Origin of the sequence: Kitasatospora sp. NPDC018058 (assembly GCF_044327205.1) — a bacterium.
GTDB lineage: Bacteria > Actinomycetota > Actinomycetes > Streptomycetales > Streptomycetaceae > Kitasatospora.
The window spans coordinates 286,381-308,624 of the sequence record NZ_JBIRFA010000002.1; the positions used below are offsets into that span (position 1 = coordinate 286,381).

21 protein-coding genes and 2 tRNA genes are annotated in these 22,244 nt (G+C 73.0%); 12 read left to right on the forward strand and 11 right to left on the reverse strand.

Translation table 11 applies throughout. From position 1 onward, the window contains the following. The first annotated feature begins 141 nt into the window (after positions 1-141). Both ACH4E7_RS03875 and ACH4E7_RS03880 read left to right on the forward strand, forming a co-directional pair. Positions 142-1,125, forward strand: coding sequence for a GntR family transcriptional regulator (locus ACH4E7_RS03875; RefSeq protein ID WP_396247387.1), 984 nt, complete (start codon positions 142-144; stop codon positions 1,123-1,125). A 115-nt stretch (positions 1,126-1,240) separates the two neighbouring features. Then, a complete protein-coding gene (locus ACH4E7_RS03880) occupies positions 1,241-1,888 on the forward strand; it encodes a hypothetical protein (RefSeq protein ID WP_355668873.1) in 648 nt (215 codons plus the stop codon). A 70-nt stretch (positions 1,889-1,958) separates the two neighbouring features. Here ACH4E7_RS03880 and ACH4E7_RS03885 read toward each other — a convergent pair whose 3' ends face one another. After that, positions 1,959-2,747 (reverse strand): SLATT domain-containing protein, encoded by a 789-nt coding sequence (locus tag ACH4E7_RS03885; RefSeq protein WP_396247388.1) that lies wholly within the window; start codon positions 2,745-2,747, stop codon positions 1,959-1,961. 367 nt (positions 2,748-3,114) lie between these two features. Between ACH4E7_RS03885 and purD the strand changes: the two genes are divergently transcribed. The 4 genes from purD to ACH4E7_RS03905 all read left to right on the forward strand — a co-directional run bounded on the left by purD (position 3,115) and on the right by ACH4E7_RS03905 (position 9,321). Beyond that, positions 3,115-4,362 carry a phosphoribosylamine--glycine ligase gene (gene purD / locus ACH4E7_RS03890; protein WP_396247389.1) on the forward strand — a complete coding sequence of 416 codons (1,248 nt, stop codon included), beginning with the start codon at positions 3,115-3,117 and terminating at the stop codon, positions 4,360-4,362. Between the two features lie 584 nt (positions 4,363-4,946). Then, complete coding sequence (locus ACH4E7_RS03895) at positions 4,947-6,530, forward strand: hypothetical protein (RefSeq protein WP_396247390.1); 1,584 nt, start codon at positions 4,947-4,949, stop codon at positions 6,528-6,530. Between the two features lie 256 nt (positions 6,531-6,786). Continuing rightward, positions 6,787-8,331 carry a N,N-dimethylformamidase beta subunit family domain-containing protein gene (locus ACH4E7_RS03900; protein WP_396247391.1) on the forward strand — a complete coding sequence of 515 codons (1,545 nt, stop codon included), beginning with the start codon at positions 6,787-6,789 and terminating at the stop codon, positions 8,329-8,331. Between the two features lie 90 nt (positions 8,332-8,421). Then, the gene (locus ACH4E7_RS03905; protein WP_396247392.1) at positions 8,422-9,321 is read left to right on the forward strand and encodes a phosphoribosylaminoimidazolesuccinocarboxamide synthase; all 900 of its coding nucleotides are present in this window, start codon (positions 8,422-8,424) and stop codon (positions 9,319-9,321) included. Positions 9,322-9,346: 25 nt separating this feature from the next. On the opposite strand, the gene ACH4E7_RS03910 is transcribed toward ACH4E7_RS03905, so the two are convergent. The 7 genes from ACH4E7_RS03910 to ACH4E7_RS03940 form a co-directional block, all read right to left on the reverse strand. Next, on the reverse strand, positions 9,347-9,967 hold the full coding sequence (locus tag ACH4E7_RS03910) for a response regulator transcription factor (protein ID WP_396247393.1): 621 nt from the start codon (positions 9,965-9,967) through the stop codon (positions 9,347-9,349). Positions 9,968-10,034: 67 nt separating this feature from the next. Next, entirely contained in the window at positions 10,035-11,279 is a 1,245-nt protein-coding gene (locus ACH4E7_RS03915; protein ID WP_396247394.1) for a sensor histidine kinase, read from the reverse strand. A 65-nt stretch (positions 11,280-11,344) separates the two neighbouring features. Then, positions 11,345-12,184 (reverse strand): ABC transporter permease, encoded by an 840-nt coding sequence (locus ACH4E7_RS03920; RefSeq protein ID WP_396247395.1) that lies wholly within the window; start codon positions 12,182-12,184, stop codon positions 11,345-11,347. Then, positions 12,181-13,191, reverse strand: a complete 1,011-nt coding sequence (locus tag ACH4E7_RS03925; protein WP_396247396.1) for an ABC transporter ATP-binding protein — start codon at positions 13,189-13,191, stop codon at positions 12,181-12,183. Before ACH4E7_RS03925 ends, ACH4E7_RS03920 begins: the two co-directional genes overlap by 4 nt. 157 nt (positions 13,192-13,348) lie before the next feature. Beyond that, positions 13,349-13,424, reverse strand: a tRNA-Gly gene (locus ACH4E7_RS03930). Between the two features lie 40 nt (positions 13,425-13,464). Continuing rightward, a tRNA-Gly gene (locus ACH4E7_RS03935) sits at positions 13,465-13,537 on the reverse strand. Positions 13,538-13,681: 144 nt separating this feature from the next. Continuing rightward, positions 13,682-13,999, reverse strand: a complete 318-nt coding sequence (locus ACH4E7_RS03940; RefSeq protein ID WP_030056585.1) for an Lsr2 family protein — start codon at positions 13,997-13,999, stop codon at positions 13,682-13,684. 467 nt (positions 14,000-14,466) lie between these two features. Between ACH4E7_RS03940 and purS the strand changes: the two genes are divergently transcribed. The 4 genes from purS (at position 14,467) to ACH4E7_RS03960 (ending at position 18,540) form a co-directional block, all read left to right on the forward strand. Then, complete coding sequence (purS, locus tag ACH4E7_RS03945; protein WP_396247397.1) at positions 14,467-14,721, forward strand: phosphoribosylformylglycinamidine synthase subunit PurS; 255 nt, start codon at positions 14,467-14,469, stop codon at positions 14,719-14,721. After that, positions 14,718-15,395: a phosphoribosylformylglycinamidine synthase subunit PurQ gene (purQ, locus tag ACH4E7_RS03950; protein ID WP_396247398.1), complete on the forward strand. Its 678-nt coding sequence runs from the start codon at positions 14,718-14,720 to the stop codon at positions 15,393-15,395. Before purS ends, purQ begins: the two co-directional genes overlap by 4 nt. Next, on the forward strand, positions 15,395-17,650 hold the full coding sequence (gene purL, locus ACH4E7_RS03955; RefSeq protein WP_396247399.1) for a phosphoribosylformylglycinamidine synthase subunit PurL: 2,256 nt from the start codon (positions 15,395-15,397) through the stop codon (positions 17,648-17,650). The genes purQ and purL overlap by 1 nt, the downstream gene beginning before the upstream one ends. A gap of 74 nt (positions 17,651-17,724) precedes the next feature. Continuing rightward, on the forward strand, positions 17,725-18,540 hold the full coding sequence (locus ACH4E7_RS03960; RefSeq protein ID WP_396247400.1) for a sterol carrier family protein: 816 nt from the start codon (positions 17,725-17,727) through the stop codon (positions 18,538-18,540). A gap of 11 nt (positions 18,541-18,551) precedes the next feature. On the opposite strand, the gene ACH4E7_RS03965 is transcribed toward ACH4E7_RS03960, so the two are convergent. Next, complete coding sequence (locus ACH4E7_RS03965; RefSeq protein WP_396247401.1) at positions 18,552-19,226, reverse strand: hypothetical protein; 675 nt, start codon at positions 19,224-19,226, stop codon at positions 18,552-18,554. A 61-nt stretch (positions 19,227-19,287) separates the two neighbouring features. Beyond that, positions 19,288-20,079 (reverse strand): DUF3152 domain-containing protein, encoded by a 792-nt coding sequence (locus ACH4E7_RS03970; RefSeq protein ID WP_396247402.1) that lies wholly within the window; start codon positions 20,077-20,079, stop codon positions 19,288-19,290. A gap of 129 nt (positions 20,080-20,208) precedes the next feature. Between ACH4E7_RS03970 and ACH4E7_RS03975 the strand changes: the two genes are divergently transcribed. Both ACH4E7_RS03975 and ACH4E7_RS03980 read left to right on the forward strand, forming a co-directional pair. Next, the gene (locus ACH4E7_RS03975) at positions 20,209-20,385 is read left to right on the forward strand and encodes a zinc-binding dehydrogenase (RefSeq protein WP_396247403.1); all 177 of its coding nucleotides are present in this window, start codon (positions 20,209-20,211) and stop codon (positions 20,383-20,385) included. Positions 20,386-20,445: 60 nt separating this feature from the next. Continuing rightward, positions 20,446-20,865, forward strand: coding sequence for a DUF3151 domain-containing protein (locus ACH4E7_RS03980; RefSeq protein WP_355668857.1), 420 nt, complete (start codon positions 20,446-20,448; stop codon positions 20,863-20,865). Between the two features lie 116 nt (positions 20,866-20,981). Here ACH4E7_RS03980 and fbaA read toward each other — a convergent pair whose 3' ends face one another. Continuing rightward, on the reverse strand, positions 20,982-22,004 hold the full coding sequence (gene fbaA / locus ACH4E7_RS03985) for a class II fructose-bisphosphate aldolase (RefSeq protein ID WP_396247404.1): 1,023 nt from the start codon (positions 22,002-22,004) through the stop codon (positions 20,982-20,984). Between the last annotated feature and the right edge of the window lie 240 nt (positions 22,005-22,244).

Consider the following 22,244-nt stretch of genomic DNA (forward strand, 5'->3'; position numbering starts at 1 on the left):
GCGGTGCCGGAGGGTTGGGGAGGGTTGGTTCGTACCTGCCCCGGGCCGGTTTGAGAAGATGAGCACTCGTCGTGTTCCCCGCCGCTCGTCGGCCGGTCCGTCGCGGGTCGGCACGGCGGCCTGCCCGAGGAGGTCGCGCGCATGTCCGGCAACGGCGCAAGCGACACCCCCCGTCCCGTCATCCACCGCAACAGCCTGCGCGAGCAGATCGCCGGCGCCCTGCGCGAGGAGATGATGGCCGGCCGGCTGGCGGCCGGCCGCAACTTCACCGTCAAGGAGATCGCCGAGCTGTACGGCGTCTCCGCGACCCCGGCCCGCGAGGCGCTGGTCGACCTCGGGGCCCAGGGGCTGTTGCGGGCCGAGCACCACCGCGGCTTCACGGTGCCGGAGCTGTGCTGGGAGGACTTCCTGGAGATCTTCGAGTCCAGGGTGCTGCTCACCGACAGCTTCTACCGCCAGTTCTCCACCCGCCGGGCGCTGCCCGACCTCACCCGGCTGCCCTCGCTGCACCGCCGGGCCGACGCGGCGGTGCGGGCCGCCCGGGCCGGGAACCTGGACGTGATGGTGGGCTGTGACCGCCGGTTCTGGCAGGAGGTCTCCGCCCTGCTCGGCAACCGCCGGATCGGGGACTACCTGGACTGGCTGCGGGTGCAGTCCTGGATGTTCGCCGCGCCCTACCTGCGGGAGACGCCGACCCTGGCCGGGGTCTGCTGGGACCGCCACCTGGACCTGGTCGAGGCGATCGGGGCCCGCGACCTCGAAGGCGCGCACCGGATCATCTGCGAGTACAACCTGTTCACCGTCCGGCTGCTGGCCGAGCTGGCCGGGCGGCCGCTGGAGTCGGTGACGGTGCTGGGGCTGCTCACCGAGGTCGCCGGGGTGGAGCCGGCACCGGTCGAGCCGCCCGCACCGCACCCCCCGGTGGAGCCCGGAACGGACCGGCCGGGGCAGCCCCGGCCGGGCGAGGACGTCGGCCGGGAGCTGGGCCGCGAGCTCGGCCTCGGCCTCGGGCTGGTGCCGCAACCGCGCTGGGTGCCGCACGGGCGGTTCGGCCGGCGGCTGTCCGGACCGACGCCCGAGGCTCAGCAGGGACGGCCCGGTCCGCACGACGCGCCGGGCCGGTAGGGTGGGCGGGCGTCGAACCCGCTGCCCGTGCAAGGGCCGTCCGGGTACCGACTCCGCCCCCGTCGTCGCCCCGCCCCGCGGGCGATCCCCGCCGTCCGGAGAGGAACTGCCGGCCATGGCCTGCGACCTCTGGCTCGTCCCGCTGGTGGACGTGCTGAGCCACAGCCCCGACAACCCCTTCCGGGACGACCTCGCGCTCTACAACGCGGTGCTGACCTCCCGGGGGCTGCCCCAGGTGCCGGTCTACCAGTACGTCCCCGGGCTGAGCGGAGCGGTCGAGCCGATAGCCGCCTTCGACTACGACTCGCTGCACTTCCTGCGCCGCGCCTACCTGCTGGGCCTCACCGGCCTGGACATCACCCCGGTCGACGCGCTCGGCGGCGACTACGAGCAGCTGCTGGAGATGTTCGAGAGCAGCGCCGAACAGTCGCACCTGGTCTGGCACTTCGACCACGCCGGCGCGTACGTGCCGATCGAGTTCCCGACCCCGCTGGTGGACGACGCGCTGCTCGCCTCCGGCGGCCCGCTCGGCTCCAGCCACGGGCTGCTGCGCGAACTGCAGGCCGTGGCGCCGGCGCTGGGCATCGACCCGCTCAACCCGCCGGACCCGACCCGGCCGCTCGGCCCGACCGGCCTGGAGCAGCCGTTCGGGCCGCCGATCGACGATGTGCACCCCTTCGCCCGGGAGCGGCACGCCTGGTCGGGCCTGTACGCGGCGGCGACCCGGAGCCTCGCCCAGGGCTCGATGATCGTCTTCGCGTAGCGTCGCCGTCCGGCGACCACCCCGGGCCGGCGATCGTCCGCCCGCCCACCGCCCGCCCACCGCCCGTCGGCTACCGCAGCGGGCCCTCCGGCGGCCGCTGGCGCGGCATGGTGGGTCGGGCCCCCGGCGGCGGCAGCACCCGCACCTGGGCGCCCATCCCGGACTCGGAACGCCCGCCCCAGGCCCCGGGGGCCTGGGTGGGCAGCTGGGTCATCGAGGCACGGAACTCCAGCATCCACTCCGAGGTCTCGGTACGGACCATGTCCGAGACGTCCTCGCAGAACCGCCGCAGCACGCCCAGGCAGCGCTCGGCGGCCTCGCCGGCGGTGCCCTCGGTCGGGCCGAGCACCTCGCGCACGCACTCCGACGCCCAGTCGAACTGGAAGGCCTCCAGGCGCCGGTGCAGCGCCTGCGCGGTGGAGACGTCCCGCATCCAGCCGGAGGTGAGGCCGAAGACCCGGTCGGTGCCGTAACAGGCGGCGGCGAGCGCCAGGCCCACGTAGCCCCAGCTGGTGCCGTGCGGGACCGCGCCGGTCAGGTCCACCAGCGGGGCGGTCACCCCGCCCACCGCGAAACCGGCCGTGCCGAAGCGCAGCAGCCGCGCCCAGCGGCGCTTCCAGACCCGGTCCCGGCGGTACCAGTCGATCGCCTCGACCGCCCGCTCCTCGGACCAGCGGTAGAGCTCCTCCAGCCGCTCGGCGGGCTCGCCCCAGTCCCCGAGCGGGAACTGTCGGGTGCTCAGATCGGTCCGGCGGCGGGTGGAGGCCCGCCGGGCGACGGCGGCGACGGTGGGCTGGTCCTCCTCGCCGATCTCCTTGCCCCAGGCACTCTCCTCGGGCTGCATTTCCGGCTGGCTCACCTGTGAGGCTCCCTGTGGCGGGCGGGCGGCTGGGTCTGGCGGCGCACCGGCTGACGTGACGTCTGCCGGTGGTTGTCCAACAGCACTTCTTACCGCCAAATGGCTGACCATGGGGGCGCTTCCACGGTGATCGTTATCGGTTTCGGCCACCGGAACCCGAGGTGAGCGGGTTGCGGGGGGCGGCGGGATTTCACCCGTCCGAGCGAGGCCCCGGTGACCCGCCGTCCTGACCCGGGCACCCGCCGCCCATCCGGCCCCTCCGGGTTTGGAGGTTCCTCCTACGTCGTCGGCGTACAGACCTCTTCTCCTGGAGGATCCGACGGGACCGGAGAGCGGCCGGAACAGGCCACCGACTACGCTGCCAGGCGTGAAGGTCCTCGTCATCGGCGGCGGCGCCCGCGAACACGCCCTGTGCCGCTCCCTGTCCCAAGATCCCTCCGTGACCGAGTTGCACTGTGCCCCGGGCAACGCCGGGATCGCCCAGGTGGCGACGGTGCACCCGGTCGACCAGCTGGACGGCGCTCAGGTCACCGAGCTGGCCCGGCGCCTCGGCGCCGACCTGGTCGTGGTCGGCCCGGAGGCCCCGCTGGTGGCCGGCGTCGCCGACCCGCTGCGCGCGGCCGGTATCCCGGTGTTCGGTCCCTCCGCCGGCGCCGCGCAGCTGGAGGGCTCCAAGGCCTTCGCCAAGGACGTGATGGCCGAGGCCGGTGTGCCCACCGCCCGCTCCTACGTCTGCACCACCCCCGAGGAGGCCGCCGCGGCGCTGGACGCCTTCGGCGCGCCGTACGTGGTCAAGGACGACGGCCTGGCCGCCGGCAAGGGCGTCGTGGTCACCTCCGACCGCGAGGCCGCGCTGGCGCACGCCGCCGCCTGCGAGCGCGTGGTCATCGAGGAGTACCTGGACGGCCCCGAGGTCTCGCTGTTCGCGATCACCGACGGCACCACCGTGCTGCCGCTGCAGCCCGCGCAGGACTTCAAGCGCGCGCTGGACGGCGACGAGGGCCCCAACACCGGTGGTATGGGCGCCTACTCGCCGCTGCCCTGGGCGCCGGCCGGGCTGGTCGAGGAGGTCCTGGAGACCGTCCTGCAGCCGACCGTGGACGAGCTGCGCCGGCGCGGCACCGAGTTCTCCGGCCTGCTCTACGCGGGCCTGGCGCTCACCTCGCGCGGCACCCGGGTGATCGAGTTCAACGCCCGCTTCGGCGACCCGGAGACCCAGGTCGTGCTGGCCCGGCTGCGCACCCCGCTGGCCGGCGTGCTGATGGCCTCCGCCACCGGCACCCTGGACCAGCTGGAGCCGCTGCGCTGGGACGAGGACGCGGCCGTCACCGTGGTCATCGCCTCCGAGGGCTACCCGGCCGCCCCGCGCACCGGCGACCCGATCGAGGGCCTGGCCGAGGCCGAGGCGGACGGTACCGCGTTCGTGCTGCACGCCGGCACGAAGGCGGACGAGGACGGCCGGGTGCTGAGCGCCGGCGGCCGCGTCCTGTCGGTCACCGCGACCGGCGCCGACCTGGCCGAGGCGCGCGGCCGCGCGTACGCCGCCGTGGACCGGATCTCCCTCAAGGGCGGCCAGCACCGCACCGACATCGCGCTCAAGGCGGCCACCGCGTAGCGCACCCGCACCCCCGCGGCCCCCGTGCGAATCGCCCGCACGGGGGCCGCGCCGTGTGCGAGCGCCCCGGAGGCGGGCGAGCCCCGGAGAGGGCGATTCAACCCCCATGGGCGCAGTGCCCCCGGCCTTTCCGGGGTGGGGGTGAATCCGGGGGCGGCGCACCGTTCGGCGGCCGGATTCCAGCCCATCGGGTGACAGCAACCGCATCCGGCTGACGTAACCGGCCGCCCGGCCTTATGGTGCGCTGGATCGCAGTGCGACGAGGCCGTGCGCCGGGGTCGCCGCCGGGTAGCGGCGCGCCCGCGGGGGGATGCTGGACGGCGTTCGGCCCGGCGGTCGCCCGGGTGCTTCGCACCGGACCGGTCGCAGGCGTCCGGAATCCGGGCGACGTCACCGGGACGAGTGGAAACCGGGTCGATCCGGAACACCCGCCCGGACCGGGGCGTCGAAAATGTCAGTAGCGCCACACAGCATGCACTGCCGGGGATCGGACGCCTCCGCCCCCCGGTCGGAACTGATCATTTCGAGTCGGCTCAGGGCCCGTTGCCGGGCGCCCGAGGGCTCCGAAGGGGGTGCCGCACCGTATGGCCGCAGTCGACACCGCGCGCGCTCACGCCCAGGCGGTCCTGCGGGTCCGAGGCCTGGCCCTGGCCGCCGCCGTCCTGCCCGCCGCCGTCGCCGTGGTCCTGCTCGCGGGCCGGTTCACCGGACGGATCGGCGCGCCCGGCTCGTCCGACGCCGCCGGCTGGGACGCCGCCCGCTGGGCGGTCTGCGCGGTCGCCGCCCTGACCCTGCTGGTGGCCGGGCTGACCGCCCGCGCCTACCGCCGGGCCGTCCCGCCGCAGACCCCGGCCGTCCCGGTCGCCCGTGCCGAGGCCCCCGAGCTGTACCGGCTGATCGACGAACTCGCCGACCGGCTGGACGTGCCCGCGCCCTCCGCGATCGCGCTCACCCCGGACTGCGACAGCTGGCTGGAGGACCTCCCGCCGGTGAAGCGGCCCGGCCCGCTGCGGCCGCACCCCGCGTCGCCCGCGCCGGTGCTGGTGATCGGCTCGCCGTTCCTGTGGTGGATGCGGTCCGGTGAACTGCGTGCCCTGCTCGCCCCCGTGGTGGCCGGCACCGCCGCCTCCGCCGACCCGGAGATCGCCGCCGCCCGCCGCTTCCTGCGCAGCCTGGACGCCTGCCTGGACTCCGGCGCGGGCGCGGCCCCCGGCCTCGGCGGCGGCATCCTGGCCGTCCCGCCCCGGCCGCCCCGCCGTGCCCCGGCCGCGCTCGCCGAGCGGGTCACCCGACGGATCACCCGCCGCCTGCTGGGCGCCTGCCGGGGCCACTCCGCCGAGCTGGAGCGGTCCGTCGCTAGCTGGGCCTCCGAGCATGCCCGGACGGTCGACTACGGTCTGCGGATCGCCGCCCAGGAACAGGTGGGCCTGGCCTACGCCGGCTGGGACCGGCTGCTCACCCGGGTCGCGCTGCCTGCCTGGCGGCTCGGCCGCCACCCCGCGCACCTCAACGCCGGTGTGGTCGCCGCGCTCACCGAGCTGTCCCGCCGCGACCGGCTGGCCGACGGCTACGGCAACCGGCTCGGCCACCGCCCCGCCTGCGACCTGCTGGAGGAGCCCGGCGCGGTGGACCGGGCGGTCTCCCGGCTCGCCGCCGAGCTGTTCTTCGGCTGCCCGGCGGCCGGCGCCTGGCACGAGCTGGAGTGGGCCGACTACCCGGCCGAGGTGGTGGACGCCGGCTGGCGGGCCCGAGCGGCCGCCCTGCAGTCCGCGCTGGACCGGCTCGCCCCGCAGTCCCGCCCCGGCGCCCCGACCCTCACCCGGTTGCTGGTCCGGCTCGCCGAGGGCGACGGAGAGCAGCTGGCCGCCGCCCTCGCCGCCCAGCTCGCCCGCACCACCACCCCGGCCCCGCTGCTCGAACCCGACCGCACCGGCCGCGACCTGCTGGTCGACCACGTCACCGCGATGGTCTCCTGCGCCGCCGTGGACACCGCGGGCGGCGCCCCGGGCCTGGACTGGCTGGACGGCCCGGTGCTGCTGCTCGGCGGGGTCCGCCGCACCGACCTGGCCGGGCCGGTCGCCCAGGCCGTGGAGCAGGGCCAGGACGGTCCGCTGCGCGCCTGGCTGGACGCGGCCGAGGTCCGCCTGGAGAAGCCCGTACGCCTCTGAACGCCCGGATCGCCTCGGAACACCCCTGACGCCACATCGGCCACAGAGGGCGCTCGGCGCCCCGACACGCGCCCCCGTCGGGTCCGGTCGTCGGCCGTCTCCGCAGGCCGGAGGCCCGGTCCGGACGGCCCGCAAGATTCTCGACACCAATTGCTACTGTAGGGTGACGCAGCGCCAGCACGGTGTGGTGTATTAGACCGCACGCACATCCGGGGGGCACGTGCCAACCGGGCGGAGGTGCACCTGGGAGGGGCGCGTGGGGACCGAACTCAACCGCCGCTGGGAGTCGGGAACGCATGCGTACAGCGTCTCCGACCCCTTCGGCCAGGGCCCGCTGCCCTGGCTGCGCAGCCCCGACCAGTACCTGGCGGGGGCGGAGGGCGCCGTGCCCTGGTACGTCTCGGTGGACGCCCCCGGCCAGCAGCCGCTGACGGCCGGCGCGCGGCCCAAGCCGCCGGTCGGCACCCCGCAGAGCTCCAACGACGTGGACCAGCAGATCAAGGGCTTCGCCTCGGCCGGGGTGATCCGCCCCGGCGGCTCGGTGGACTTCCGGGTCACCGTCAACCCGCCCCGCGAGTTCACCGTGGACGTCTACCGGATCGGCCACTACGGCGGCGACGGCGCCCGGCACATGACGTCCAGTCCGCTGATCTCCGGGCTGGCCCAGCCCGCCCCGCTGGTGGTCGAGCGGACGGTCTCCTGCCACCACTGGTGGCACTCCTGGCGACTGCAGATCCCGGCGCACTGGAAGCCCGGCGCGTACGTCGCCGTGCTGACCACCGCGGACATGCTGCACCGCAGCCACATCCCGTTCACCGTACGGGACTTCGCGGAGCAGGAGCGGGGGCGTACGGCCGAGCTGCTCCTGGTGGTCCCGGACGTGACCTGGCAGGCGTACAACCTGTTCCCCGAGGACGGCCGCACCGGCGCCAGCCTGTACCACGCCTGGGACGGCCGGGGCGGCCTGGTCGGCGAGCCCGAGGCGGCCGTCACCGTCTCCTTCGACCGCCCGCACGCCACCGCCGGGCTGCCGCTGCACGTCGGCCACGCGTACGACTTCATCCGGTGGGCCGAGCGCTACGGCTACGACCTCTCCTACGCCACCGCCACCGACCTGCACGCCGGCCTGGTGGACGCGGCCGAGCACCGGGCGCTGGTCTTCCCCGGCCACGACGAGTACTGGTCCGAGCCGATGCGCCGGGCCGCCGAGCGGGCCCGGGACGGCGGCACCTCGCTGGTCTTCCTGTCCGCCAACACCATGTACTGGCGGGTCGAGCTGACCGCGGCCGCCTCCGGCGAGCCCAACCGGCTGCTCAACTGCCGCAAGCGCCAGAAGGTCGCGCCCGGCAGCCCGGCCGCCGGGGTGCCGGGCGCGGCCAGCGCGCTGTGGCGGGACGCCGGGGAGCCCGAGCAGCACCTTCTGGGGGTGCAGTACTCGGGCCGGGTCGCCGCGCCCGTCCCGCTGGTCGCCCGGCACGCCGCGCACTGGCTCTGGGACGGCACCGGGCTGCACGAGGGCGACGAGCTGCCCGGCCTGGTCGCGGGGGAGGCCGACCGGTACTACCCCAAGGTGGCGCTGCCCGAGCACACCGAGCGGGTGCTGCTGGCGCACTCGCCGTACCAGGACCTGTCCGGCCGCACCCGCTACCAGGAGACCTCGCTGTACCGGGCACCCAGCGGCGCGTACGTCTTCGCGGCAGGCACCTTCGCCTGGTCGCCCGCGCTGGGCCGCCCCGGCCTGACCGACGAACGGATCCAGCGGGCCACCGCCAACCTGCTGGACCGGCTCTGCAAGAACTGAGCTCCGGGGGGCATGAAAGACTGCGGGGGCAGTGACCTCCCCTTTCGCGGTGCTCCACGCCCGTGAACGACCCCTGAGGACTGAGACACCTTGAGCGGATTTGTCACCAAGCCCGAGCCGGTCCAGGTACCCGGCCTGGTCCACCTGCACACCGGCAAGGTGCGCGACCTCTACCGCACCGGGTCGGGCGAGCTGGTGATGGTCGCCAGCGACCGGATGTCCGCCCACGACTGGGTGCTGCCGAACGAGATCCCGGACAAGGGGCGCGTCCTCACCCAGCTCTCGCTCTGGTGGTTCGAGCGGATCGCCGACATCGTGCCCAACCACGTGATCTCCACCGAGGTCCCGGCCGGCGCCCCCGCCGACTGGAAGGGCCGCACGCTGATCTGCAAGAACCTGGACATGATCCCGGTCGAGGCGGTCGCCCGCGGCTACCTGGCCGGCTCCGGCCTGACCGAGTACGACGAGAGCCGTACGGTCTGCGGCATCGCCCTGCCGGAGGGCCTGGAGAACAGCTCCGAGCTGCCCGCCCCGATCTACACCCCGGCGCTCAAGGCCGAGGTCGGCGAGCACGACGAGAACGTCACCTACGAGGAGACCGCCCGCCGGATCGGCGCCGAGCTCGCCAACCAGGTGCGCCGCACCACCCTGGACGTCTACGCCCGGGCCCGGGACATCGCCCGCGACCGCGGCATCATCCTGGCCGACACCAAGTTCGAGTTCGGCCTGCTGGACGGCGAGCTGGTGATCGGCGACGAGGTGCTCACCCCGGACTCCTCCCGCTACTGGCCGGCCGACGAGTACCAGCCGGGCCGCTCGCAGTCGTCCTTCGACAAGCAGCTGATCCGCGACTGGCTGGTCTCCCCGGCCTCCGGCTGGGACCGCTACAGCGAGCAGCCGCCGCCGGAGCTGCCGGCCGAGCTGGTCGAGCGGACCCGGGCCAAGTACATCGAGGTGTACGAGCGGCTGACCGGCACCGGCTGGGTCTGATCCGTGGCGGTGACGCCCGCGAGCACTAGATCCAGCCGTGCTCGCGGGCGATCCGCACCGCCGCGTGGCGGTTCTCCGCGCCCAGCTTGGTGGCCGCCGAGGACAGGTAGTTGCGCACGGTGCCCTGGGACAGCGCGGCTCGCACGGCGATCTCCGCGATCGGGGTGCCGTCCGCGGCCAGTTCCAGGACGTCCGTCTCGCGCGGGGTCAGCGGGGTCTCCCCGGCGCTGATCGCGTCCGCCGCCAGCTCCGGGTCCACGTACCGGCCGCCGGACCGCACGGTGCGGATGATGCCGGCCAGGTCGGCCGCCGAGACGGTCTTCGGCAGGAAGCCGCGCACCCCGACCTCCAGCGCCCGCTTCAGGTAGCCGGGGCGGCCGTGGCCGGTGACGATCATGCAGCGACAGTCCGGCAGCAGCCGACGCAGCTCGGCGGCCGTCTCGATGCCGTCCTTGCCGGGCATCTGGAGGTCCAGCACCGCGATGTCCGGCCGGTGCGCCTGCGCCATGACCAGTGCCTCCGGGCCGGAGCCGGCCTGGGCGACCACCTCGATGTCGTCCTCCAGCGAGAGCAGCGCGGCCAGCGCGCCCCGGATCAGGTGCTCGTCGTCGGCGAGCAGGACGCGGACGGGCGCGGTGTCGGTCATCGGTCGGCTCTTCCTCGGTTCGCTCAGGTCGTTCGGGTCGCTCGTGACGTTCGGTTCGTTCGTTCGCTCAGTGAGGCAGCGGGACGGTGGCGAGCATCCGGAAGACGCCGGGCCCGGCGGTCGGCACGGTCAGCTCGCCGTCGTGGGCGGCGAGCCGCTCGCGCAGGCCGCGCAGCCCGGTACCGCCGCCCTGGGAGGGGAGCGGTACGGCGGGCACTCCGTCATTCTCCAGCTCCAGCACCGCCCGTCCGCCCTCCCGGCGCAGCCGGATCAGGCAGCGCTCGGCCTCGCTGTGCCGCAGCACGTTGGTGGTGGCCTCGCGGATCACCCAGCCGAACACCGACTGGACGTGCGGTGGAAGTTCGTCGGCGCCCTCGCCAAGGTCGATCTCGCAGGCGACGTCGGCGGAGCGGAGCACCGCGCGGGCGCCGATCGCCTCGGCGTGCAGGTCGGCGGTGCGGTAGCCGCGGATGACGTCGCGGACCTCGCGCTGCGACTCCTGGGCGATCCGTTGCACCTCGGCCATCTGGTCGGCGGCCTCGGAGCGGCCCCGGCGGGCGAGTTGGACGGCGAGCTCGCTCTTCAGCGCGATCGTGGTGAGGTTGCGGCCCATCACGTCGTGCAGGTCGCGGGAGAAGCGCAGCCGCTCCTCGGCGACGGCCAGCCGGGACTGCGTCTCGCGGGCGCCGTCCAGTTCCCAGACCACCGCGGTCAGCCAGGCGAAGCTGCGGCAGCTCGCCGCGATGAAGGGCATCCCGAGCAGCGTGCCGATCAGCTGCCCGGTGGTGGTGCCGGCGCTCAGCCCGGCCAGCATCATCGCCGGGGCGACCGACAGGGCGAGGACGACGGCGGCCGGGGCGGACCACCGCAGCCGGAGGCCGATGGAGATCGGGCCGTAGGCGACGATCAGCAGGACGGTCGTGACCAGGACACTGGGCGGAGCACCGGTCCCGTCCGCCTTCGGGCCGGTCAGCAGCAGGGCCCAGATGCCGGCGACGGTGACCGCGCCGTTGATGACGAGCCAGCGGCGGTGGTCGGCGGGCCGTCCGAGGTAGTGGTCGAGCGAGGTCCGGCAGGCCCGGATGCCGACCAGCGTGGTGGCCAGCGAGACGGCCAGGGCGACCCGGGCGGCGCCGGCCGAGTACTGGCCGACGTGGGCGCCGAGGCTGAGCAGTGCCACGGGCACCGTGGCCAGCGGCATCAGGTAGATCGACCAGCGGAAGTAGAGCTCCGCGCGGTGGGGTTTGCCGTAGCCCTTCCACCTGCGCAGTGGTGAGCGCATGTCCACGTGCCGTTCCCCCAGTTCAACCATGATCGTGCTGCTGCCTTCATATCAGAGGTCGAACCGGGGGATTTCCTTGGTTTACCGTCGAACGGTCAGCGGCGCGGCTCCCAGCGGAAGTAGCGCATCGCGCCCCAGACCGCCAGGCCCAGCCAGACGGCGCCGGAGACCAGGTGCGGGCCGGCGGTGCCCCAGCTGCCGATGAAGCCGGTCGGGGCGGCCGAGCCGTCGGTGCCGAACCAGCCGATGCGGATCAGCTGGAAGGCCGGGGTGGTCGGCAGCAGGCGGCAGATGTCGGCCAGCTGCGAGGGCATGACCTCCAGCGGGACGAACAGGCCGGAGCCGAACTGCATGACCAGCATGACCGGCAGGGTGGTGATGCCCGCGCTCTCCACGGTCTTGGTGAAGGCACTGGACAGCGCGGCCAGGGCGATCATGGTAGCCAGGGTCGACACCAGGCCGACCAGCATCAGCAGGGGGTTGACCGGCACGGCCAGGTGCAGACCGAGGCTGCCGCCGATCCCGATCAGGGCGGCCATCAGCAGGCCGAGGGTGAGCGAGGGGACGGCCGTGCCGAGCAGGATCTCCAGGTCCTTGGCCTCGCCGGTGCGCAGCCGCTTGAGAACCAGCTCGCCGCGCCGCCCGACGTACGCGGCGGTCAGGTTGTAGTACACGACGAAGGCCAGGATCATCCCGACCGAGCCGTAGACCAGCAGGGAGTCGACGTCCAGCCCGGGGTTGGTCTCGGCCTGCTTCTTGAGCAGGCCGCGGAGGGAGCTGATCAGTACCACCGGCAGCACCACGGCGGTGAACAGGGCCGTGCGGTTGCGCAGCAGCAGGGTGGCCTCGGCGCGGCCGAGGGCGAGCAGTCGGCCGACGGTGGTGCTCTGCGGACCAATGGCGGCGCTGGTGGTGGTGGGAGCGGCGGTGGTCATCGGGCGGATCCGATCAGGCGGCGGCGAGCGGGACGGGCGGGGGCGGCGGGGGCCTGCGGCGGGACCTGGTGGGCGGCCTCGGAGGCGATGGCGAGGAAGGCCTCCTCCAGCGAGGCGCTGCGGGCGTCCAGGGCGCCGAGCGCGATCCCGTGGTGCCGGGCCCAGCCGAGCAGGTCGGTGAGGGTGTCCTGGAGGCCGACGGTCTGCACGGTGACCTTGCGGCCGTCGACGGTGACCTCGGCCCCGGGCAGGACGGGCAGCGCGGTCCCGGTGAACGCGGGGAGCTCGAAGCTGATCCGGGACGGCCGGCCGGCGATCACCTCGGCGACGGTGCCGGTGGTGACGACCTGGCCGCCGTGCATGATGGCCAGCCGGTCGGCGAGCTCCTCGGCCTCCTCCAGGTAGTGCGTGGTGAGCAGCACCGTGGTGCCCTGGGTGCGCAGTTCGCGGACCAGCCGCCAGACGGCGGCGCGCGCCTCCGGGTCGAGGCCGGTGCTGGGCTCGTCCAGGAACAGCACCTCGGGGCGGCCGAGCAGGGCCATCGCGAGGTCCAGTCGGCGCCGTTCGCCGCCGGACAGCTGCTTGACCCGGACGTCGGCGCGGTGGCCGAGGCCGACCAGCTCCAGCGCCTCCGCGACCGGGCGGGCGCCGCTGGTCATTCCGGCCCAGGTGCGGCCGGTCTCGGCGGCGGTGAGCTCGCCGGGGAAGCCGCCCTCCTGGAGCATGATGCCGATCCGCGGACGGACGGCGGTGCGTTCGGTGAAGGGGTCGCGGCCGAGCACCCGGACGGTGCCGCGGGTGGCCGCGGCCATGCCCTCGATGACCTCCATGGTGGAGGTCTTGCCGGCCCCGTTGGTGCCCAGCAGGGCGAACAGCTCGCCGCGGCCGACGGTCAGGTCGACGCCGCGGACGGCGTGGTACTCGGTGGCGCCGGTGCCGTAGTGGCGGTGCAGGTCGGTGACCTCGATCACGCTGTCGCCGGGGCGGGAGGGCTGGCTCGTTTCCATGCCCCCCAGCCTTCCGCCGCCCCGGTCGCGCGGGCAGTGCGCGCCGTCATGAGTCGGCGGTGCGGATCCACGGGTCGGCGATGACAAATGTCATGGGCCGGGAATCGCCCGGGGCGGGAAATGCCGAAGGCCCCCTCGATCGAGGGGGCCTTCGTTCTGGAGCGGACGACGAGATTCGAACTCGCGACCCTCACCTTGGCAAGGTGATGCTCTACCAACTGAGCCACGTCCGCAGGGACAAACTATTGAGTTGTACTGTGCTCGCGCACTGCGAGCGGACGACGAGATTCGAACTCGCGACCCTCACCTTGGCAAGGTGATGCTCTACCAACTGAGCCACGTCCGCAGGGTGCCTGGTGGGGCACCCGCCGCCTCTTCGGATCTCTCCGTTGCGGCGACGAGGAATACTCTACAGCATCGTTCGGGGTGGTCGCCCCACCCTTTCGGTCCAGGCGGGGCAGGGCGACCAGGGGCGGTGCCCCGGGGAGGCTCAGTTCGCCTCGGCGAACGCCTCGTACACGTGCTTGGGGATGCGGCCGCGGGCCGGCAGTTCCATGCCGCGCGACAGCGCCCAGGCGCGCACGGCGGCCGGGTCCGGGGTGAGCGCGGTGCGGCGGAAGGACTTTCCGGTGCGGCTCTGGCGGCGGCCGGCCGCGACGAACGGGGCGAGGGCCTCCCGCAGCTTTTCCGCGTTGTCCACGGACAGGTCGATCTCGTACGACTTCCCGTCGACGCCGAAGTGGACGGTTTCCGCGGCGGCGCCGCCGTCCAGGTCGTCGGAGAGCGTGACAACTACACGCTGAGCCATGGGTGTCAATCCTCTCGGGCAATTCGGCCGCCGGTTCGCGGGCTACGTCCGGGGCCTGATGTGCACCAACTCGCGCAAGCGCACACGGGCAGGCCTGGTGGCCCGCCGGATACGCAGCACTTGCCGCGACAGGTGGCCCTATTCTGCACCCGAAGGGGGTCGAAATCGAAGAGTCCGGCATTCTTTTCCGGATATTCACGAGTCTTCGCGGGACTCCCGGATACCGGTGCGCGGGACGGGCGGATCTGTCCCCAAGTGCCGTATTCGGGTGTTCTTCGGGCCTTCCCGTTCGAGGCTTCGAATCCCCGGAAACGGAGCGGCCCGGACGGGGGGCCGCAGGCTCGGATCCCTTGTGGCGTAAGGGTCCTGGGTCTACGCGCGTCACCCTCCCCGGCCAGCAATCCAGCCCGAAACGGCCGGTAGTCTGGAGTTCCCCCGCCTCACCGAAGACACCACCGGGAGTGCCAGTGGCACGCGTCGTAGTCGACGTCATGCTCAAGCCGGAGATCCTCGACCCCCAGGGACAGGCGGTGCAGCGTGCACTGCCCCGTCTCGGATTCACCGGGATCGCCGACGTCCGCCAGGGCAAGCGTTTCGAGCTGGAGCTGGAGGGCCCGGTCGACGACGCCGCGCTCGCCCGTATCCGCGAAGCCGCCGAGACCTTTCTCGCCAACACCGTGATCGAGGACTTCATCGTTCGGGTCGAGGAGGAGGGCAAGTGACCACCCGCGTCGGCGTCGTCACTTTTCCCGGGTCCCTCGACGACCGCGACGCCCAGCGCGCGGTCCGCCTGGCCGGCGCCGAGCCGGTCGCCCTCTGGCACCGTGACAAGGATCTCCACCAGGTCGACGCCGTCGTCCTGCCAGGCGGATTCAGTTACGGCGACTATCTGCGCTGCGGTGCGATCTCCCGCTTCTCGCCCGTGATGGAGACCATCATCGAGCAGGCGAGGCTCGGAATGCCGGTGCTCGGTATCTGCAACGGCTTCCAGGTGCTGTGCGAATCGCACCTGCTGCCCGGCGCGCTCACCCGGAACGACTCGCTGCACTTCATCTGCCGCGACCAGAAGCTGCGGATCGAGAACGCCGGCACGGCCTGGACCCGGGATTACTCGGCGGGCCAGGAAATCGTCGTCCCGCTGAAGAACGGCGAGGGCCGCTTCGTCGCCGACGAGCACGTCCTCGACGAGCTGGAGGCGGAGGGCCGGGTGGTCGCCCGTTACCTGGACGTCAACCCGAACGGTTCGTACCGCGACATCGCCGGCATCACCAACGCCGCCGGCAATGTCGTCGGCCTGATGCCGCACCCGGAGCACGCCGTGGAGCCGCTCACCGGTCCGACCACCGAGGGCCTGGGCTTCTTCACTTCCGTCCTGAAGCAGCTGGTGAACGCCTGATGAGCCTCGACACCGTCAAGAACGCCGAGCAGACCCCGGACGCCGCCCAGCCCTGGGCCGAGCTCGGCCTCAAGGAGGACGAGTACGCGCGCATCCGTGAGATTCTCGGCCGCCGCCCGACCGGCGCCGAACTCGCGATGTACTCGGTCATGTGGTCGGAGCACTGTTCGTACAAGAGCAGCAAGGTCCACCTGAAGCAGTTCGGCGAGAAGAAGCCCGATTCGGACGCGATGCTCGTCGGCATCGGCGAGAACGCCGGTGTGGTCGACGTGGGCCAGGGCTACGCGGTCACCTTCAAGGTCGAGTCGCACAACCACCCGTCGTACATCGAGCCCTACCAGGGCGCGGCCACCGGCATCGGCGGCATCGTGCGCGACATCCTGGCGATGGGCGCCCGCCCGGTCGCCGTGATGGACCCGCTGCGCTTCGGTGCGGCCGACCATCCGGACACCCGTCGCGTGCTGCCCGGGATCGTCGCGGGCATCGGCGGCTACGGCAACTGCCTGGGGCTGCCGAACATCGGCGGCGAGGTCGTCTTCGACTCCTGCTACCAGGGCAACCCGCTGGTCAACGCGCTGTGCGTGGGTGTCATGAAGCACGAGGACATCCACCTCGCGCAGGCCTCCGGTGCCGGCAACAAGGTCATCCTGTACGGCGCCCGCACCGGCGGCGACGGCATCGGCGGCGTCTCGGTGCTGGCCTCCGAGACCTTCGACGACACCAAGCCGGCCAAGCGCCCGGCGGTCCAGGTCGGCGACCCGTTCCAGGAGAAGCTCCTCATCGAGTGCACCCTGGAGATCTTCCGCGAGAAGCTCGTCAAGGGCATCCAGGACCTCGGCGGCGCCGGTCTGTCCTGCGCCACCAGCGAGCTGGCCTCGGCCGGCTCCGGCGGCATGCGGATCGACCTCGACACCGTGCACCTGCGCGACCACACGCTCTCGCCGGAGGAGATCCTCATGAGCGAGTCGCAGGAGCGCATGTGCGCGATCGTGGAGCCCGACAAGGTCGCCCGCTTCCTGGAGATCTGCGAGAAGTGGGACGTCATCGCCAACGTCATCGGTGAGGTGACCGACGGCGAGCGCCTGGAGATCTTCTGGCACGGCGAGCTCGTGGTGGACGTCCCGCCGCGCACCGTCGCCCACGAGGGCCCGACCTACCAGCGTCCGTACGCCCGCCCGAGCTGGCAGGACGCGCTGCAGGCCGACGCCCCCACCGTCGAGCGGCTGGCCCGCCCGACCACCGGCGAGGGCCTCAAGGCCGACCTGCTGAAGGTCGCGAGCCACCCGAACCAGGCCTCCAAGTCCTGGATCACCGACCAGTACGACCGCTACGTGCTCGGCAACACCGTGCTCTCGGTCGGCGAGGACTCGGGCATGATCCGGATCGACGAGGAGACCAACCTCGGCGTCTCGGTCGCCACCGACGGCAACGGCCGCTACGCCAAGCTGGACCCGTACACCGGCGCCCAGCTGGCCCTGGCCGAGGCGTACCGCAACGTCGCGGCCGGCGGCGCCAAGCCGCTCGCCGTCTCCGACTGCCTCAACTTCGGCTCCCCCGAGGACCCGGACGTGATGTGGCAGTTCGCGGAGGCCACCCGCGGTCTGGCCGACGCCTGCCTGACCCTCGGCACCCCGGTCACCGGCGGCAACGTCTCGCTGTACAACCAGACCGGCGAGGTCGCCATCCACCCGACCCCCGTGGTCGCGGTGCTCGGCGTCATCGACGACGTCACCCGGCGCACCCCGGTCGCCTTCGCCGAGGAGGGGCAGCTGCTCTACCTGCTCGGCGACACGGCGGACGAGCTCGGCGGCTCGGCCTGGTCGCAGGTCGTCCACGACCACCTCGGCGGCCTGCCGCCCAAGGTGGACCTGGAGCGCGAGCGCCTGCTCGGCGAGATCCTGATCTCCGCCTCGCGCGACGGCATGATCGACGCCGCGCACGACCTGTCCGACGGCGGTCTCGGTCAGGCGCTGGTGGAGAGCTGCCTGAAGGGCGGTCACGGCGCGCGGATCGTCGTGCCCGAGGGCATGGACCCGTTCGTCCTCCTGTTCTCGGAGTCGGCCGGCCGCGCCGTCGTGGCGGTGCCGCGCAGCGAGGAGCTCCGGTTCAACGACATGTGCACCGCGCGTGGCCTGCCGGCCGCCCGGATCGGTGTCGTGGACGGCGACAGCCTGGACGTCCAGGGGCAGTTCACCGTCTCGCTGGCCGAGCTGAAGGACGCCCACACCGGCGTCATCGAGGCCCTGCTGGCCTGACCGGCGTGCCCTCGAGGGGCGGGCGGTCCTCCGGATTCCGGGGACCGTCCGCCCCTCGGCGTATGTTGGGGCCCATGCCTCCCAAGTCCCGTACGTACCAACCGCAGAAGGTCCGCGCCGCGCTGGTGGCGCAGAACGAGGCGCTGCGTGCCGTGGTGCACCGGCTGACCGCACCGGATCTCGACCGGCCCACCCGGCTCGGCTCCTGGCGGGTGCGGGAGTTGGTGGCCCATCTGAGCCTGGCGCTGAGCCTGCCGCCGGCCCCCCTGGACGGTCCGGCGCCGGAGGGGCCGGTGCTCTCGCTGGCCGACTACGCCGAGCTGACCAGGACGATGGCCGAGGCGGTCGACACCCGGGTGACCGGCCTCGCGGCGGACGAGTTCGCCGGCCCGCCGCAGGAGGTGGCCGCCGCGTTCGACCGGTCGCTGGACGACCTGCGGTCCGCGCTCGACGAAGCGGCGGCCGCCGAACCCGGGCGGAGGACCGCCCTGCGGGCCGGGCGGCCGATGCTCCTGACCGACTACCTGGTGACCCGGCTGGTGGAGGCCGTCGTGCACGCCGACGACCTGGCGGACGCACTCGGCCTGGCGGACTTCCCGCACGACCGCCAGGCCCTCGCCGCCGTCACCCGGATGCTCGCCGACGCCTTCGCGGACCACGTCCCCGGCGGCGCGGTCGAGCTGCGGATCCCGCCGTACGCCGTGGTCCAGGCCGTGCCGGGGCCGAAGCACACCCGCGGCACCCCGCCGAACGTGGTCGAGACCGGTCCGCTGACCTGGATCCGGCTGGCCACCGGCCGGGCGGACTGGGCGGCGGCGGTGGCGGACGCCCAGGTGTCCGCCTCCGGGGAGCGCAGCGACCTGGGGGAGTACCTGCCGGTCCTCGGTTAGTGGAGCTCGACCTAGTGGAGCTGGGCCGCCAGGGCCTCGGCGGCCTTGCGCAGCGGCTCGCCGGTGAGGGCCGGGTCCGGATCGGAGTCGCGGAAGTCCTGGGAGAGCATCAGCACCAGGTCGCCCTCGCCCTTGACGGCCACGCGGGCGACGGCGGCGGTGCCCTTGTCCGGGGTGATCCTGGTCTGGCCGACGGCGGGCCGATCGGTGGAGAACCGGCTCAGCTGGTCGACGCTGAGCAGCCCGGCGGCCTGGATCGAGGGCAGCATCATGCTGACGGCGTAGTCGTTCTGCGGCACGGCCAGCAGGTCGATGTCGACGACGGTGGACGGGCCGACGGTGTACGAGCAGGTGATCTGGGCGTGCGGGGGAGTGGCCGGCTGCCCGTTCGTGGCCGGGACGCCGTCGCCGGCGTCGCCCCGGACGGAGCGGCCGTCCGCCGGGGCGGGGGCGACCGCGCCGGCGATCCCGGCACCGGACGCCGCCTTCGCGAGATCGAGGCCGAACGGGCAGCTGGTGGACTTGTTCTTGACCAGGTCCAGGGCGGTCGAGCGGACGCGGTCGTAGGAGAGCGCTCCACCACCGCCCGTGGTGGAGCCGGTCGAGGACGAGCAGGCGGCGGCGCCGAGCGTGATCCCGGCGGCGGCGAACGCGGCGGCGAGCCTTCGGCGTTGGGGAACGGTCATGATCGCAGGATAGAACGCGGCCGTACCGGACGATTGCCGATCAGGTATCAACTCCGTTCCACTACGGGACGGACGGGCCGCTCAGGTAGGTGCCGTCCGCCGAGTACGGCCAGGCGTTCGGGGCACATCCCTTGAGGCCGTATATCTGCTGCATCATCGCGGGCGCCGGCTTGCCCGGGCCGGGGCAGGTCTCGTGGCCGTGGCCGATCCGGTGGCCGACCTCGTGGTTGATGATCAGTGCCCGGTACTCGTCCAGCGGGCCGTTGAACTGCGGTGAACCGGTGTTCCAGCGCTTGGAGTTGACCACCACCTGGCTGCCGACGTCGCAGTTGACCTCGCCGTGGGTGTCCAGGCCGGAGGCTCCGCAGATCTTGTCCACGGTGGCGGGGGAGGCGATCTTCACGGTGAAGTCGTACGAGCCGTTCGCGACCAGCTGGAAGCCGTCCTTGTGGTTGTTGGTCCAGCCGCGCGGGTCGCCGAGGATGCCGTGGATCTGCGCGGCGGCGGCCGCCGAGTCGATGCCGATGCCGTCCTCGACCTCCACCCGGTAGCGGCGCACGTTGCCGCGGCCGACCGGCTTGGCGCTGGCGGAGGCGATGGTGAAGGTGCCGGCGCCCTTGGTCGGGCCGGGGTCCGGCGCGGTGGGCGTGGGCGTGGGCGTGGGCGTCGGCGTGGGTGTCGGGGTGGCGGCGGGCGTCGGGGTCGGCGGCGCGGCCGCGGTGGGCGACTGCTCGGCCGGCGGGGCGATCCGGGCCTGGGCGGTCGGCGCGGGCGAGGTCTGGCCCGAGGGGCGGTTCAGCACGAAGGCCGCGGCGCCCAGCACCAGCAGCGAGGCGACTAATGCCGTGAGCATGCCAGGTCCTATCCGGCGACGTGCCTTGCGGCGTCGGCGGCTTCCGCCGGCGTTCTTGGGCGGGACGGCTCGCCTGCGGGCGGATCGGGCTGCGGGCACGAGCGAAACCCTGGCATGGAGAACGGGTGAATGTCCATGTACCAGGTATGCAACCTTGGGGGCGCCCTCAGCGTTGGGCCCGCCCCGGTGTCGATGAGCCGGCCGCTGATCGACCGGGTCTTCGACCTGGCGGAGACCGTCGAAGCGCACAGGCGCACGGAGGCCACCGGACAGGTGGGCAAGCTCGTGGTGACCGTCCGGCACTGAGCCGGGGCCGATCCCGTGACCGCGGTTGACCCCTGGGCCTCGGGTGGCAGACTGCACTCCATGGCGATTCACAAGAATCTTCTCGACGGCCCCGAACCGACCCTCCTGCCGGAGGACGAGCAGCCCTACCGGATGCTGGCGGAGGAGTCGGCCTCACCGACCCAGGTGGCCGCCGACTTCCCGGCCTTCTGCCTCGCCTGGGCCATGCTCGCCGACGACGCCTACGCGGCCGGTCGCTACGTCGAGTCGTACGCCTATGCCCGCACCGGCTACCACCGCGGCCTGGACGCGCTGCGCCGCAACGGCTGGAAGGGCCATGGGCCGGTGCCGTGGGAGCACCGCGGCAACCGCGGCTTCCTGCGCTGCCTGGCGGCGCTCGCCCGGGCGGCCGGCGCGATCAAGGACACCGAGGAGGAGGCCCGCTGCTGGCAGTTCCTGAAGGACAGCAGCGCCGAGGCGTACGCGGAGCTCAAGCAGTAGGGGCTGCGCGGCGCAAGCGGTAGGACTGTGCAGTTCGACCGGTAGGACCACACGACTGTGCCCCCGGCGGAGGACCGCCGGGGGCACACGTGTTCACCGCGCTCGTGTCAGCGGGCTCACTTCAGGCGCTTGCCGGCCGAGCGCAGCTGCTCGGCGGCCTCGACCACGCGGGCGGCCATGCCGGCCTCGGCCAGCTTGCCCCAGGTGCGGGGGTCGTAGGTGTTCTTCTTGCCGACCTCGCCGTCGACCTTCAGCACGCCGTCGTAGTTGGCGAACATGTGGCCGGCGACCGGGCGGGTGAAGGCGTACTGGGTGTCGGTGTCCAGGTTCATCTTCACGACGCCGTTCTCCAGCGCGGTGGCGATCTCCTCCGCGGTGGAGCCCGAACCGCCGTGGAAGACGAAGTCGAACGGGTCGGTCTTGCCGTACTGCTTGCCGATCGCGTCCTGCAGCTCGCGCAGCAGCTCCGGCTTCAGCACGACGTTGCCCGGCTTGTACACGCCGTGCACGTTGCCGAAGGAGGCGGCCAGCAGGTAGCGGCCCTTCTCGCCCAGGCCCAGCGCCTCGGCGGTGCGGACGGCGTCGTTGACGGTGGTGTACAGCTCGTCGTTGATCTCGTGGGAGACGCCGTCCTCCTCGCCGCCGGTCGGGGTGATCTCGACCTCAAGGATGATCTTGGCGGCGGCGGCCTGGGCCAGCAGCTCCTTGGCGATGGACAGGTTGTCGGCCAGGGTCTCGGCGGAGCCGTCCCACATGTGCGACTGGAACAGCGGGTTCTGGCCCTTGGCCACGCGCTCGGCGGAGATCGCCAGCAGCGGGCGGACGTAGCCGTCCAGCTTGTCCTTCGGGCAGTGGTCGGTGTGCAGCGCGACGGTGACGTCGTACTTGGCGGCGACGATGTGCGCGAACTCGGCGAGCGCGACCGCGCCGGTCACCATGTCCTTGTTGTGCTGGCCGCCCAGGAACTCCGCGCCACCGGTCGAGATCTGGATGATGCCGTCGCTCTCGGCCTCGGCGAAACCACGCAGTGCGGCGTGCAGGGTCTGCGACGAGGTGACGTTGATGGCCGGGTAGGCGAACTTGCCCGCCTTGGCCCGGTCCAGCATCTCGTTGTAGACCTCGGGAGTTGCGATGGGCATGCGATCCGCTCCTGTCGGGTTGCGGCGTACGGACGGTGCTGTCCGACGCTGTGTACGCCTTCGTGACGACTCCGTGCCGGCCCGCCGACGCGCGGCGCTGCGGTGTGGCTCTCCGGCACCAAGGTTCGAGGCGGCCTCCGCGGTACGGCCATGAGGGTGGTGGGCCGCCGCGGACCGGACGCCGGTGTCATCTTCCCAGACTCGTGCCCGCAGGTCAGCAGGAGCCCGCCTGTCGGAACG

Coding starts and splice junctions, on each gene's coding strand:
- ACH4E7_RS03980 (WP_355668857.1), top strand. CDS start 20,446: ATGGCGATTCACAAGAATCTTCTCGACGGCCCCGAACCGACCCTCCTG.
- ACH4E7_RS03895 (WP_396247390.1), top strand. CDS start 4,947: ATGGCCGCAGTCGACACCGCGCGCGCTCACGCCCAGGCGGTCCTGCGG.
- ACH4E7_RS03925 (WP_396247396.1), bottom strand. CDS start 13,191: ATGGAAACGAGCCAGCCCTCCCGCCCCGGCGACAGCGTGATCGAGGTC.
- ACH4E7_RS03975 (WP_396247403.1), top strand. CDS start 20,209: ATGTCCATGTACCAGGTATGCAACCTTGGGGGCGCCCTCAGCGTTGGG.
- ACH4E7_RS03940 (WP_030056585.1), bottom strand. CDS start 13,999: ATGGCTCAGCGTGTAGTTGTCACGCTCTCCGACGACCTGGACGGCGGC.
- ACH4E7_RS03920 (WP_396247395.1), bottom strand. CDS start 12,184: ATGACCACCGCCGCTCCCACCACCACCAGCGCCGCCATTGGTCCGCAG.
- ACH4E7_RS03910 (WP_396247393.1), bottom strand. CDS start 9,967: ATGACCGACACCGCGCCCGTCCGCGTCCTGCTCGCCGACGACGAGCAC.
- fbaA (WP_396247404.1), bottom strand. CDS start 22,004: ATGCCCATCGCAACTCCCGAGGTCTACAACGAGATGCTGGACCGGGCC.
- ACH4E7_RS03880 (WP_355668873.1), top strand. CDS start 1,241: ATGGCCTGCGACCTCTGGCTCGTCCCGCTGGTGGACGTGCTGAGCCAC.
- ACH4E7_RS03875 (WP_396247387.1), top strand. CDS start 142: ATGTCCGGCAACGGCGCAAGCGACACCCCCCGTCCCGTCATCCACCGC.
- purL (WP_396247399.1), top strand. CDS start 15,395: ATGAGCCTCGACACCGTCAAGAACGCCGAGCAGACCCCGGACGCCGCC.
- ACH4E7_RS03960 (WP_396247400.1), top strand. CDS start 17,725: ATGCCTCCCAAGTCCCGTACGTACCAACCGCAGAAGGTCCGCGCCGCG.
- ACH4E7_RS03965 (WP_396247401.1), bottom strand. CDS start 19,226: ATGACCGTTCCCCAACGCCGAAGGCTCGCCGCCGCGTTCGCCGCCGCC.
- ACH4E7_RS03915 (WP_396247394.1), bottom strand. CDS start 11,279: ATGGTTGAACTGGGGGAACGGCACGTGGACATGCGCTCACCACTGCGC.
- ACH4E7_RS03970 (WP_396247402.1), bottom strand. CDS start 20,079: ATGCTCACGGCATTAGTCGCCTCGCTGCTGGTGCTGGGCGCCGCGGCC.